This is a genomic window from Pseudomonadota bacterium, assembly GCA_030860485.1.
Classification (GTDB): Bacteria; Pseudomonadota; Gammaproteobacteria; order JACCXJ01; family JACCXJ01; genus JACCXJ01.
Genome location: JALZID010000325.1, coordinates 1 through 13,725, shown reverse-complemented (window position 1 = coordinate 13,725; position 13,725 = coordinate 1). Strand labels below are relative to the sequence as shown.

The following is a 13,725-nucleotide window of genomic DNA, read 5'->3' as shown; positions in this document are numbered from 1 at the left end:
TTGAGCGCCATATTCGTAGATTGGAGTACATCATGGCGACGACCGACTTGGCAGCAGGTATCATCTTATTTACGCGGCCCGATCAACCCACCGAGACCGAGCCCTTCGAGCTCGCTATTCAGCCTCTAGGCGGCGAGCAGCAAGAAGACAAGGAGGGCTTTTTTTATATACCTCATCGCCCCCTCTCCGCCGCGAGCCTGTCATTGTCCGCCGGCTGCGGGCGCTCAATGGTCACTGTGTAACGTTTGAGCAGCCCTTGATAGAGCTTCTCGTTGGCTTCCAGCCGCTCGGCGTTGGCCCACTCGCGTCGCACGGCTTCTCGGACTTCCTCCAGCGCGGGAACGCGTCCCCTCGCGCGCTGGCCGACGAACACCAGATGCACGCCGTAGCCCGACTCGACCGGCCCCTGCCATTGGCCGGGCGAAAGCGCACCCAATTTAGCCGCGAACGCTTCGCCGAACTGCTTCGCGACCTCGCTGCCCGGCACCGCCTCGAACTTATGGCTAAGCAAGAAGGGGTCGCCCAGCGCCGAGACATCGGCTTTGCCGCCGGCCTCGTTTAACTTCGCGAGGAGTACCTCGGCATCGCGCGCCAGATTTTGGCCGTGGCGATCCGGGTTGAGATAGACCTGACGGAACGTGAACCGCCCCTCGACTCGAAACGTCTCTGGGTGTGCTTTCAAATACGCGCTCAACTCGTCAACGGTGGGCTCGGCTTGGGCGGCGATATCATCGGGGACGAATTCCATTTTCTGCCGAAGACGGCGGCGGATGACGATGTCATCCTTATCCAACCCGAGTGCCATCGCCTCGCGGTAATAGACTTCGTCGCGAATATAGTCGCGGATCAAACCCTCCAGCTCCGGGTCCGTGGGCGGACGTTGCCAGGTGCGAGCGAAGCCGATCGCCAGCGACTCGATCTGCCCCTGCGTGGTGACGATCTCTCCCGGCTCGCTGCCGGTGCGCTCGCCCACGAGGCCGAAGGCGACGAACAATCCCGCCCCCAGGAGAAGGAAATGGACCAGCGGTTCCGGCGCACGGCACATCACCATCGGCGGTCACTACTTCTACATCGCGGCCGACGCGGGGCTGGTGATACTCGACCTCGACATCCCCTTGCAACCCAAGCTGGCGGTGACGGTGAAGATCGCCGACATGCGCGCCAGCGCCCTGCAGTTCCGCTACCTGTTCGTGCTCGATGGCACGGGTTTGCGCGTCGTGGACGTGACCGATCTCAGGAAGCCGGGGGTGGTGGGGGCGGCGCGCGTGCCCTTGCGGGACGCCATCGGATCTATGTCGCCCGGACTTATGCCTATGTGGCTGACGGCAGCGAGGGGCTCGCGATCATCGACATGGAGCGCCCCGAGGCACTAAAGTCTATGCGATGTACAACGCCGGCGGTGCGCTCGACGACGCGCGCGATGTCGTGGTCACGAGCAGCAACGCGAGCTTGTTCGCCTATGTCGCCGACGGAAAGAACGGCCTCAAGGTGCTGCAACTCATCTCGCCGAACAGCCAGCCGCGTTTCTACGGTTTCAGCCCCGAGCCCCATCCCGAGCTGATCGCCACATATCCGACCTCGAGCCCCGCGCTGGCCCTGTCCAAGGGCCTACCGGGACCGGGCCGTAGACGAGACCGGCCACCAGATGGCCGTCTTCGGCCGCATCGGCTCGCGCCCGTTCAATCTCAAAGAGATGCACAAGCTCTATCCGATCCCAGGGTAAGCCCTGGTCCGTGACCGACGAGATCGAACGCGACCGGTTCCAACGCGGACCCGTAGACGGACTGCAGCAAGTGCGCGTTCCTTAGTTAGATCCGCGCACAACCGATGGTGTACACGACGAGCGCAGCAAAAGTCCCTAGTCAAACATCTTCAGACATTTAGACACGCTCGGGGTGGGCAGGCGGTTGAGGAAGGCTTCGGAGCGGCCATCGATTACGCCCAGTTCACCAAGACCTACGGGCAACTGTTCGAAAGTCAGAGGCGCTACAGCCCGCCGCAGATCGTCGGCACAGGGCGGGCCTGCTGCCGGAGCGTCCGTACCCGACCTACATCAGCACGAGCTACGTTGAGCGCCAAAACCTCACCATGCGCATGAGCATGCGCCGATTCACCCGGCTGACCAACGCCTTTTCAAAGAAGGTTGAGAACCATGCCCACGCTGTCGCCCTGCACTGGTACAACTTCGGGCGTGTCCCACAAGACACTACGGATCACGACGCGATGGCCGCTGGGGTGTCCGATCACGTCTGGTCATTGGAAGAAGTGGCCACCCCTGGCAAACTGGGACTTTAACGGACCTTATAACGGACCTAAGCCCGCCTCGCCGCGGTTGTGGAAGCGATTCTTGGAATGTGGGCGTTTGAGTATCCTGTCCACGATGCCATATTCATCCCCTTTGTCTCCCTCTAGGAGTTCAAGGGACGAGTGGGCAATATCTTGCCCTTGCCGAGTTTGCTGAACGAAGTGTAACCATCCGATATAGCAACATGGGAAGCAAGTAAATCGTGCAAACCAACGTAGCGAAGTGATGCCGAGCTGACCAGAAAAAAACGGCGGGGCCAGGCCCCCCGACCGGGTTGCCCGCCGCTGACGATTGGACCTCCTTGGCTACGACAACCGTTGACGAAGTCCGTCCCTGGGCTCCGTATGGGCGTCGTAAACTTATGCCAAGGGCGGGCCAAGGGCCGGATCGGGTACGGGTACGCGGATGACTCGGGACCGCCGGGTCGAAAGACCGGGACGGCGTTCTTTCGACGCGCTTCGGGCGGATCTCGGGGTCAGGGCACGCGGGTCCTCCTTTCGCAGCGTGTGGCCTTATCGGTACCGCTTCCGCCGTCGCATCGATCGAAACCCGATCCCCCGTCCATGACGTCGTTGCCGCTTTGCCCGAACAGCCGATCCCGGCCTGTTCCTCCCTTGAGGACATCGTTTCCCGCACCTCCGAAGAGCTTGTCGTTGCCGCTATTGCCGTACAGCTTATCGCGACCTGCACCACCGCAAATGACATCGTCGCCGCCGAGGCCGAAGATCGTGTCGTTGCCGGCCAGGCCATGGATGACGTCATTGTCCGGGGTGCCGACAAGATAATCGTTGCCATCGCTCCCGACGATGGTCGCCGGCAGTCCGTTACATAGGACCGGAGGCTGGACCGTTGTGGCGAGAGGCGGAGGCGGCGGCGGGGGCGGAGGCGGCGGCGGGGGCGTGCTCCCGATCGTAAATGTCAGTGCATTCGAGACTGCGCTGTCAGGGTTCGCTGCAGTGACTTGCGCAGTACCGGGCGACGCAATATCGGCGGCCGGGATCCCCGCAGTGAGCTGCGTCGAGTTCACGAACGTCGTGGTCCGGTTGGCGCCGTTCCAGCGCACGACAGAGCCTCTCACGAAATTGCTTCCGGTCGCGGTCAGCGTGAAGCCTGGCCCGCGCGCAGTGGCGCCGCTCGGCGACAGCGCCGTCAGGGTCGGTGGAGGCGGTGGAGGCGGTGGTGGAATAGATGCTGAGCCGATCTGAAGGATTTTGGCAACTGAGGGTACACCATTGGCGTCCACAATGAAGAGCATGTAGTACCCCGGTGGTACTTCGTTGCCGTTTTCCGGAGCGTCAATGATCAGTTCGTTGGCAGTTCTGTTGAAAGAAAGTTCGGTATAAAAACTATTCATATCGGTGCCGTGGGTCACCGAGCCGAGACCAATCAGTGCTACGGAAGTGATGGTCGTAGCGTCCGGGCTGCCGACAATGAATGGCGGTGAGCCGTACGGCACAGCGTCAGGTGCGCTCGTAATCGTAGGCCTTGGTCCTTTGAATAGGTAAGGTGGAGAATAAACCTGAGCGGAAAAAAGATCCGGTGGAGGTCCAAAAGCGTGGCCGCCTCCAGCGGCGAGCACTCGGCCATCGGGAAGGAGCAGAGCGGTCGAATGATACATTCGCGGATCTTGCAACGAGGCCAGGGTCGTCCAGGTTTCTGTGTTTGGATCCCATGTCTCCACGGGGAGCGGGCCATTTGTCGCCCTTGTATCGGCCGTAGATGATCCGCCGACTGCCAGTACAACTCCCGTCGGCAACATCACGAGATTATGCATGTAGCGCCCGAACGACATCGAGGCAGTCTGTCTCCATGCCGGAGTGGCACCGTTCATGTCCAGGATGGCTGTGCGGCCGAGCGATGGAGATAAAAAGCTCATACCGCCCCCCGACATCAAAATCTTTCCTGGGCGATACTGAACTGCCGAGCCTAAGGTCACAGGAGTGGTGTTGACATTCGTCCATGTGCTGGCGTTTGGGTCCAAAAGCTGCACTGGACCATGTTCCGGCGATATGGCGAGGATCTTTCCATTCGGCAGATGGAAATTGGCTGGATACTCTTCTTCCTGCAATTGGGTCGTTGCCACCGTCGTCAGGGTGTTGATCGAGCCATCGGCTGGATCATAGATTTCAGGGATGTCGGCAAAAACATCGGTCGTGATCTGTCCACTGACAATGGAGACGCGTCCATCACTCAGTTTGGTCAACGCCGGGTACCACCGATCGTAGGCCATATCAGCGGTCGGGGTCCAGGTGTTGGTATCCGGATCGTACTGAAAGGTGGTATTGATTCCGACTTCACCGGCACTGGGCGTATGACCGCCGGCGACGAAAATCTTTCCGTCAGCCAGCTGAGCGTGACCGGAGCACCAGAGCTCACGGTTGACGAGGGGAGTGAGGGTAAACGTCTGCGTCGCCGGATCCCAGAGCTGGGGCCGAGTTGTGGTGGATTCCTCGTCCCACACCAGTACCATGCCGTTTTTCAATAGGTTCGTGTGCATCGCAATCAGCGGCCAATCCATTACCGGCGACCACTCGCCTGTCTGGGCTCTGGGATCGGCGGCGACCTGAGCGAAAACCGGCGATGCGGTGAATGCTAAGACCGACACCGCCAGGATTAGCTTAAGGGGCCAGCTAGCCCAGTTTTCGACGCTGATCGTCCCGATTTTCATCCCGGTGTCACGGAACTGCCTGATGCTAAAACGCTGATATTGGTTCGTCACAACAATCTCCATTTGTCTGTTGGTTGAAGTTTTTATGCAACTGTAAGGTAGATTGGTAGCGTTCAATATGAACAGCGCTACCTCCACTTGCGCCTTGCCGATTGTTGCTCCGTACTACGGGCCTACCCTTTCGCCGGTACAGACTATTCCCGTCTTCGGAAGTCTTAGCCCTCTGTTACGGAACGCTACGCAAAGTAACCTGTTGTGCGGCGGACTGCGCACCCAAGTCGTCGCGTACGCGGTAGCTATAGACGATTCGTCGGATATTAATTGCTCTCATCGTCACGGTTACCGTTCCGTCGCAATTATTGGTGAGGGTCGCGCGCGTCGCCAACGTCCCAAGGGCGCCCTGGCCGCAGGCTGAATTAGCATTGACGGTCACGCCCGAGCCCGCTACAGTAATGAGCATTGTGCCGGGAACGACCGTTAGACCGACGCCATCGGTCGGTGTATTAGTGGTCACGTTAGGGTCGGTGTCGTTTAGCACCACATTCATCTGAACGACTCGGGTTCCCGTCACCGTACAACGTGTGGGTTGGGTCACCGTATTGGCGCTGCGATTATACCTGCAGTTGTCTCCAGCGGTTGTCGGCGCCGCATCGACACGTAGGTTCACCGTCGTGCCGGTTGCCGGTTCACTCAACGCGCTGCCGTCATTTGCCCGATAGCGGAAGCTCACCGTGTTTGAGTTCGTGGCCCTGCGGTAGGTAAACGAACCGTCGCTGGCCAGGTTCAACGTGCCGCCACCCGTCAGGCTACCGCTCACCAACTGCGCCGTGAGCGGGTGGTTGTCCGCATCCGTGTCGTTGGCGAGGACACCGAGGCCCAGGGGTCCGGGTGCATTGACCGTGCGAAGTATGCGTCGCCGGTTACGCCTTTGTTTGCGGTTTTTGGCACGGTAAAGGAACGTGTCAGCAACCGCGACCGGCACCGTCTGCGTAGTCGCCGTCGTAAACGACCAGCTGAAGTCCGTGGCCAACGCATTGCCCGCCACATCCTTCGCCCCACCGGCGCCCCCTTGCACCGTGGCGGTATAGAGCACCCCCGCGCCCAACGCACTGCTCGGGGTCAGCGTCGCAGTCTTGGTCGTCGCAGTATAGGTCACCGTGGCGGACACCGGGGGGTTACTCCCAGCCGCTAGCTTGACGGTCGTGGTGCTGATGGTTGCCTGGTCCATGGGCTCGCTGAAGCCTGCGGACACCGTCGTCGTGGTACTGACGCCCGTGGCACCGTCAGCCGGTAACGCCGACGTCACCGTTGGCGGTGTAGTATCAGGGGGCGGTGGCGCGATCGTGAATGTCAGTGCATTCGAGACTGCACCGTCAGGATTCGCTGCGGTGACGACTTGCGCAGCGCCGGGCGACGCAATATCGGCGGCCGGGATCCCCGCAGTGAGCTGCGTCGGGTTCACGAACGTCGTGGTCCGGTTGGCGCCGTTCCAGCGCACGACAGAGCCTCTCACGAAATTGCTTCCGGTCGTGGTTAGCGTGAAGCCTGACCCGCCCGCAGTGGCGCTGCTCGGCGACAGCACCGTCAGGGTCGGTGGAGGCGGTGTGGCTGCGACCAGACCGCTTTGCAATGTCGCTGGTTGTACACCCATATCGGCGAATAGGTTAACTGTCGCCTGCTGCATACGGATGTCGGGTGTGGTCGTTACGTTTGGTGTCGCAGCATCAAAGTCGTGGTTCACATCCAATCCCCATGGCCAACGTATGGTCCCTGCGCTGAAGACTAATGCACCGCTACTATGCCGATACTCCGTTAAACTGTGCGTAGCGGTACCGGACCCATAAGTCGATCCATAATCAAGAAGATAGGAGCCGACATTCAAAGTTGTGGACGACAACTTGACTAAGCCAGGAGGCCGAAAACCATTGTCAAGTGCTTCGTCCGCCTCATAGCCAATCACCCCACGAGCTAAGGTAGCAACCTGGCCAGGCGCCAGTGTGGCTACGCTCGTATTCCGCCAGAACCGTAACTTACCAAGGGCCTCCGGCACTTTGATGGAATCTTCCCTACAGCAATTCATGGTAAATATCGTGCCCGTAAGCGCATTTTCGGGTCTACCGCCATCCGCCGGCGGACTGAACCGTGGATCGCGCCAGGTACCGGTCCACACGTTGGGAAGCGGATCGATCTTGGCGTTAGCATGTGTTTCCTTGTACGAGACCAGCGTGCGATACGGCTTACCCGATCCGTCGATGCTCGATTCCCATCGCGTCTTCCAAAAGACTTCATTGCCGCTAAAGAAGGCCAGGTGAATTCCGGCATTACGTGCCGCTTCGACGTTTGTCCGCTGTGCCGCCGACCAATATTCGTCGTGCCCAACGGAAAGGAAAGCTGCATGCTCGAGAAGCTCCGCACCTCTTCGATCGCTGTCCACTCCGGTAGAATAGCTGACGTCGTAGCCGTTGGCCTCGATCCAGCGTACCATCGGATATTCAGCTCCAAATAACCAAGCCCTACTATATTGATTACCACGTGTGTTAAACGGGCGGTTGTAGCTTACTTTGTAAGCGCGGCCGACGGGCGCCCCAGTATAGAGACTGTTACCACCATAATCGTTGTAGGCTTGCCAGGTGGTGTCGGAAGTCTGGAACAGCAATTCTGAAGCCCCATTGTCGTCTCGGACAACGAAAACAATGTGACTCGTTCCAGGCGTTCCGTCCTCACGTACCAATTTCGCAAAATAAATCCCGGACGTGGCGTCTGACGGGACTGTCCATGCCGCCGACTCTTGCCAATTACCGCAGTCGATGAGTCCGGTCGCGGAGTCGCCGAAACATAGTGGTTGAATCTGTGGGGCCGCAGAAGGCAGAACTGTATCGACCAGGCGAGCCCCCATTCCGTTGTAGTAGCCCAGCCGGTAAATATCGATCCGGTAAGCTGTCGCATCGGTATCGATTTTAAATCTGACGGTTCCACCCTGATTGACGCTAATATCGGTCGCAAATCCTTGGATACTAGCGGCGCCAGCGCCGCTTATGTCCCACTCGGAGGGCGGGTTACCGGGTTTTGAATTCTCACATACAATCGGATTAAGGACAGGCGCATCGCAGGGACCCGCTAGTGCGTTCGCCGACGCCACCAATGCGACGGCAACTACATAGAAGAGAAGCCATACACTCATACGTCCATATGTAGGATTCCTTCTTGGCGAGGGCCCTGTTTGATAAATATCATCGTCCATGGTAATTCCCTCATCGCTTAACTTACGTCCCAAAGCGCAATGCTTGTGTCGTCGGCGGCGCTGGCGCGGATCGTTCCGTCCAGGCTCTAGGCGGTTTGTCCCACAACCTGGCCTCGCCGTTCGTGTCGGTCCGTCAATCGATCATGAGCAGCCTGAACGGATTCGGATCGATGCTGGCCTGGAGTGGTCGCGCGAAGGAAACGATGGCCTGGCCGGGCGCTATGGAAGAAAGAGTTGCCAGAGCCCCTCATTGTGTCATAACCGGGCCTCGAGTGTTGATGGGTTAGCGCTCATTGCTAGGCCCCCACGATACAGCCATTGCCCCGGGTCGAGAGACCGGGACGGCGCTCTTCCGACGCGCTTCGGGCGGGGTCAGGGCACGCGGGTCGTCCTTTCGCAGCGTCTGGCCTTATCGGTACCGCTTCCGCCGTCGCATCGATCGGAACCCGGTCCCCCATCCATGACGTCGTTGCCACTTTCCCCGAACAGCCGATCCCGGCCTGTTCCTCCCTTCAGGACATCGTTTCCCGCGTCTCCGAACAGCTTGTCGTTGCCGCTATTGCCGGACAAGCTATCGCGACCCGGACCACCGCAGATGACATCGTTGCCGCCGAGCCCGGCGATCGTGTCGTTTCCGCCCAGGCCATGGATGACATCATTGCCCGGGGTCCCGAAGTTCGTGTTGCTGTTACCGTCCCCGACGATGGTCGCCGGCAGTCCGTTACATAGGACGGGAGGCTGGACCAGAAGCTGGCCCGGAGGCTGGCCCGGAAGCTGGCCCGGAGGCAGGCCGGGAGGTAGCACCGTTATGGTAAGAGGTGAAATGGGCGCGTTAGTGAGCACTTTTAAGCTGCCACCCCAACTGGAAGGCTTGCCAACATTACAGCCGCTTACTTGGCCTTCCGCCAGAACACTGATTAGATGTGCGCCCGGCGACACAGGTCCTAAATCAACAAGTCCTGTATCCAATGGTAATTCTGCAAATGGGGATGGAGCGTCAGGCCAGCCTAAGAACCCTGTGGTTACCTTTAAGGTTCCATCGACGAAAAGATGAACCCTTACAGACGAACAATGAGTACTGCGAACAAAGTACTGTACCTGGAGAACCGATCCTATTTCACCTGACACGGAAAACGGTGGATCACACAGTTGCTCTGTGCTGGTGCAGGCCACGACAAAGTCTGGGGTGACTGTCTCAAACGTCTCCTGACCATTCGCTGTCGCCGATAGTGCGACCAGGCCGATAACCATGACGGCAGTTATAACGATGAAATGCTTGTTCAATCACTTCACCGACAGCGCATTGTCCACGGCGATAACGCCGTCTACGCGCTCGGCGATATCTTGCGCTCTCTGTTTTTTGTCGACACTATCGACAGATCCGCTCAGCCGCACCCCGCCCATCAAGGTGTCCACGCCGATCCCTAGGGCAGCCGTGCCTGGGTCTTGCGACAGCGCCGCTTTGACCTTCGTCGTTATCACCGTATCGTCGGTAAGCTTCCCGACGGCCTCGTTGGCCTCGTGCATCTCCTCGGTAGCCTCGCCCGATGCTTGAACTGGCTGCTCCGCGGCCGTGGCTGCCGAAGCATCCTGTGCCGACAATGCAACTAGGATTGTGACCGCGCAAGCGGCCGTGAGAGCTTTTTTCATGTGTAATCTCCATATCAAACCAATTGTCCTTAGGCAAGATCTGGGCCGCCTCGATCCCGAGGGCCAGCGATCTTGCCGAGAAACGACCACCATCCGTGGAAGCGCCCTTCCCCCTAAGGAACCCCGCGCTTCTGTTCGCACCTGACGGCGGTATCAGCGCCGCCACCGCCTATACAGGTATCCTTGCCCGGCCCTCCGTCGAGCCGGTCCCTTCCCCGACCACCGAACAACATATCCTTGCCGCTACCTCCAAAATCAGGTCGTTGCCATCTAGCCCTTTGATGGTGTCGTTGCCTTGCAGACCGACGATCACATCCCTCCCCGCTGTACCCGTTAGGCGATCGCGGCCGCCAGTGCCGCAGATCGTGGCACGCTTGCCGAAACACCTTGCCGGACATGCAGATACGGTGCGGAAATGCCGAAGGAGAAATACAGAGCCTGGCTGACCTGTCGGGTGGTTGGACATCGTCATCATGGCCCTGCGCCCTTTCTGGGAGCTGGACAACGGAATAAGCCCTGAGCCCTGAAAGAGACCTTCTGGCGGGGCGCTCGAGGGTGACAGCACGGCGATAGGGCTCACGGAAGCAGAAGGCCCGTTGTTCCGTGCTGCGCTTCCTTGCAGGACGCTCGGGCCTGTCCGCTCGGAGACTGTCGCAGGGACATCGAGGAACACGGTCCCGTAATCCCCTTCATCGGCGCCGTAGAACGCATAGTCGAACTCGATAAAACTCGCGCCGGCTGGGATGTCGACATCGAAGCTGATGGAGGTCGTCTCAGGACAGGCGATCTCCCCATTCACAAGCTCGCAACCGGCCGGCTGAGGATTCTCCAGACCCAACGGCGTCGTGCTGATCACGTCGACGACCGTGGTAGCGGTCGAGACCGAGTTGTTCCCCGCATTCGGATCGGTCTCGTTCGCCTCGACCGAGGCCTGATTGGTGATCGTGCCCGGCGCCATAGGGGTGACGCTGACGGTCACGGTAGCCTGGGCGCCGCTTGCGATCCCGCCGAGGTTGCAACCTACGGAGTCGGTGCCGCTGCAGGAGCCTTGAGTCGTCGTGACCGCCCCCCGCGTGACGCCCGCAGGCAGGTCATCGGTGAGCTTAACGCCCCTGGCGCTCCTAGGTCCGTTGTTCCGGATCATGAGGGTATAGGTGATGGGCCGGCCAGTGGTAGCCGGGTCGGGCGCATCGGATACGGCAAGGGTAAGGTTTAGCGGCGGCGACGGCGGCGCTGGCGGCGGTGCCTCCGGTGGTGGCGGCGGCGGTGGCGGTGGCTCCGGCGCGGGCGGTTTCGGCGGTTTCGGTGGTTTCGGTGGTTTCGGTGGTTTCGGTGGTTTCGGTTTCTTCAGCACCACGGCGACGCCAACCGCGTCGATACCACCCGGCCCCACGCCAGCCTGCGCGGGAGGGCTCACATGCACCAGGGAAAGCGCCAGCAGGAGGCCGAGCAGCCTGACTCTCTGACGAGAATGAAGCATCGGTACGAACGAGAAGATCCAGAGCCCAATCGGGAAGACGGGCAGCATTGGTAATACATACGGTATTAGCTAACTATGCGCATCCCCCCAAATTGGGGGGTTGATCACAAGCGGTGTGTTTCTTCGTCGCCAACTCGTTCAACCACAGCAGCGTCAACACGCTATGCCGGTTGTTATCACATATGCCTTTCGGTATCGCTTTACGTGTATTTCGTCGGAATTCATGGTCGTATCCTTCGGTGGCAGGGGGTAGCAGACGCGACCTCCTACCAGGCAGTGAGGGGGTGAGCGGGTGGTCGGCGAGCGAATAGGAGCGAATAGCGAATAGGAATTTCAAGCGAGCGAATGCAGGGGCTGAACCGGATTGGATCGGGGATCGGAGGGGGGATCAGGCCAGTTGGAATAGATCGAAGGCCCTGGCCGCTGCTCGGGGCGGTGCTCGGGCGGGCAAGCCGAGATGGGTGAGGATCTTGGCGATCACGGGGGGATGTTCGATGGCGGCGATGATCTTCAAGGTGCCGCCGCACTGGGAGCAGTGTTCCATATCGATCTCGAACACTCGTTTGAGCAGCCGGGCCCAGCTCATGGGGGCAGGTGCTGCGGGAGGGGGCACCTCACTGTGGTCCGCTGAGGGGGTATTGACGTTGACCGGCACGTTCGGAAAGCCAGGCACAGGGAGGTTGCCTGCTTCGCGCCCGAAGGATGGAATGATGTCGGGACGTAGCCTGGCGTTGGGTGCGAGCACGCCATGGAAGCGGATCAGATGCAACCGTGGACGGGGAACCAGCGCGGCGAGTCGTTGTATGAATTCCAGCGGTGACATCACGATATGGGTCGTGCCATCCCGATAGGGTGTCTTCAGTGTGAGCACCACCTGCCCGGCCCGGTTGAGTGCAAGCCGTTCATTGGCGATGGCGGGGCGGGTGATGTAGCGGCACAGGTGTTCGAGTTTCTTGCGCTGATGGGCGCCGCAGCACACCTCGGCATGGAGGCTAAAGCCCTGCTCGTTGACACAGCGTACGGGGGTCAGTGGCGGCTCTCGTGTCGGGACGGTTTGCAAGCTCAGCACCTTCTGGCCCGCCCGGGGCCCGAGGGCAATGCGGTAGGTGCAAGCTGCCGCCCGCAGGGGCCCGAGCGCGAGATCCGGATCGGTGTTGGCGAGGTAGGTCATCCCCTGCTCTTCAATGAGGAAGCCCTTGCGCGTCAAGAACTTCATGAGGCGCTTGACGATCCGAAGCAGTAAGGCCTGCAGCTCGCCGGGGGTGGGGGCGCGCACGGCGTGGAATACCGGCACACCGCCGGTGGTGCGATAGACCCCATCGAGCACGAGGCAATGCAGATGGATATTGAGATTGGCGGCCGATCCGAAACGCTGGATCAGCGTGACGGCGCCGGTGTGGGTGCGTTGGAGTCCGGCTTGTTTGATCAGAAATGTGGCAATGACCCGGTGGACGATCTGCAAGACGGGCGCGAGCAACTGGGGATGTGTAGCGAACAGCAAGCGAAGCGGGATCGGAAACGAGAGCACCCACTGCCGCACCGGCACCCGGGGGATGACGTGATCGACCAGGTGAGCGGCGGTCTCCGCCATGCGCCTGGCGCCGCAGGCGGGACAAAATCCACGCCGCTTGCAGGAAAAGGCCACGAGCTTTTCATGGGCGCAGTCGGCGCAACGCAGGCGTAGAAAGCCGTGGGCTAGGATGCCACATTGAAGAAAGGCATCGAATTCCTCTTTGACAAAATCGGGTAGGCCTGCCCCGGTCTCGAGCTCGACTTGGGCCAAGAAGGTCTCGAGGTGTTCCTGTACCAGCTGGTAGAGGGTAGTTTCTTCGGGGCGCCGCCGCTCGTAGGGGTCGCGCTTTCCCGGCGCAGGCTGCACCGCTTTGCCCATCGTCACTGAGCTGTTGCTCTTCCTTGAAGGCTGTCGGTATTGACCGTAGCATGCGGTTGCTGCGTCTGGCAACGGCAGCGCTCTCCGCGGGGTGCTCTTGATCAGGAGGCTGCCGAGCAGCATGGTCGCGATCATCGTCACGGCGAGGGCGCAGGTGAGCGCGAAGCCCAAGGTGAGCGAGCCCGTGAGCCAGGTCAGGGCCGCGAGGGCCAGGACGGCGCCGCCACCGGTGATGAGGTAGTCCTGACTGCTCCAGGATGAGCCGCGGCATATCCCGGACGAATCGAGATATCCGGCTCGGGTGGCCTTCGTCGGACCCTTCGATGAGACGGGCCGCGGTAGACGCGGACCCTGTACCATACGGCCCTTATGCGCTATCTCCTCGCCCTAGACCAAGGCACGACCAGCTCGCGGGCGCTCCTCTTCGACGAGCGTGCGGCCCTCCTCCGCATGGCCCAGGAGGAGCATCCACAGATCTATCCTGAGCCCG

The 13,725-nt window shown here is 60.4% G+C and carries 8 protein-coding genes and 4 pseudogenes; 3 read left to right on the top strand and 9 right to left on the bottom strand.

The features are described 5' to 3' along the window. Positions 1-172 precede the first annotated feature (172 nt). The gene (locus M3461_20570) at positions 173-973 is read right to left on the bottom strand and encodes a peptidylprolyl isomerase (GenBank protein ID MDQ3776570.1); all 801 of its coding nucleotides are present in this window, start codon (positions 971-973) and stop codon (positions 173-175) included. 55 nt (positions 974-1,028) lie between these two features. On the opposite strand from M3461_20570, the pseudogene M3461_20565 reads away from it, so the two are divergent. Together M3461_20565 and M3461_20560 are read left to right on the top strand one after the other, a co-directional pair. Next, a pseudogene (locus tag M3461_20565) lies at positions 1,029-1,808 on the top strand (hypothetical protein). 170 nt (positions 1,809-1,978) lie between these two features. Continuing rightward, positions 1,979-2,268: pseudogene (locus tag M3461_20560) on the top strand (IS1 family transposase). 512 nt (positions 2,269-2,780) lie between these two features. Here the strand turns inward: M3461_20560 and M3461_20555 are convergent. The 8 genes and pseudogenes from M3461_20555 to M3461_20520 form a co-directional block, all read right to left on the bottom strand. Next, positions 2,781-5,111 (bottom strand): DUF1929 domain-containing protein, encoded by a 2,331-nt coding sequence (locus M3461_20555; protein MDQ3776569.1) that lies wholly within the window; start codon positions 5,109-5,111, stop codon positions 2,781-2,783. 88 nt (positions 5,112-5,199) lie between these two features. Further along, positions 5,200-8,214: an Ig-like domain-containing protein gene (locus M3461_20550; protein MDQ3776568.1), complete on the bottom strand. Its 3,015-nt coding sequence runs from the start codon at positions 8,212-8,214 to the stop codon at positions 5,200-5,202. 372 nt (positions 8,215-8,586) lie between these two features. Next, positions 8,587-8,757, bottom strand: a complete 171-nt coding sequence (locus M3461_20545; GenBank protein MDQ3776567.1) for a hypothetical protein — start codon at positions 8,755-8,757, stop codon at positions 8,587-8,589. Then, a pseudogene (locus M3461_20540) lies at positions 8,758-8,865 on the bottom strand (calcium-binding protein). A 633-nt stretch (positions 8,866-9,498) separates the two neighbouring features. Further along, entirely contained in the window at positions 9,499-9,864 is a 366-nt protein-coding gene (locus tag M3461_20535; protein MDQ3776566.1) for a BON domain-containing protein, read from the bottom strand. A gap of 113 nt (positions 9,865-9,977) precedes the next feature. After that, complete coding sequence (locus tag M3461_20530; GenBank protein MDQ3776565.1) at positions 9,978-10,097, bottom strand: hypothetical protein; 120 nt, start codon at positions 10,095-10,097, stop codon at positions 9,978-9,980. A 69-nt stretch (positions 10,098-10,166) separates the two neighbouring features. Further along, positions 10,167-11,008, bottom strand: a pseudogene (locus tag M3461_20525) (DUF11 domain-containing protein). A 724-nt stretch (positions 11,009-11,732) separates the two neighbouring features. After that, the gene (locus M3461_20520; protein MDQ3776564.1) at positions 11,733-13,595 is read right to left on the bottom strand and encodes an IS91 family transposase; all 1,863 of its coding nucleotides are present in this window, start codon (positions 13,593-13,595) and stop codon (positions 11,733-11,735) included. Positions 13,596-13,604: 9 nt separating this feature from the next. Between M3461_20520 and M3461_20515 the strand changes: the two genes are divergently transcribed. Beyond that, positions 13,605-13,725, top strand: a 121-nt coding sequence (locus tag M3461_20515; protein MDQ3776563.1) for an FGGY family carbohydrate kinase, incomplete at its 3' end; no start/stop codon positions are given.

Bases quoted from the DNA above. Each gene is read 5' to 3' on its own strand.
- M3461_20550 (MDQ3776568.1), bottom strand. From the start codon at position 8,214: ATGGACGATGATATTTATCAAACAGGGCCCTCGCCAAGAAGGAATCCT.
- M3461_20530 (MDQ3776565.1), bottom strand. From the start codon at position 10,097: ATGTTGTTCGGTGGTCGGGGAAGGGACCGGCTCGACGGAGGGCCGGGC.
- M3461_20520 (MDQ3776564.1), bottom strand. From the start codon at position 13,595: ATGGTACAGGGTCCGCGTCTACCGCGGCCCGTCTCATCGAAGGGTCCG.
- M3461_20535 (MDQ3776566.1), bottom strand. From the start codon at position 9,864: ATGAAAAAAGCTCTCACGGCCGCTTGCGCGGTCACAATCCTAGTTGCA.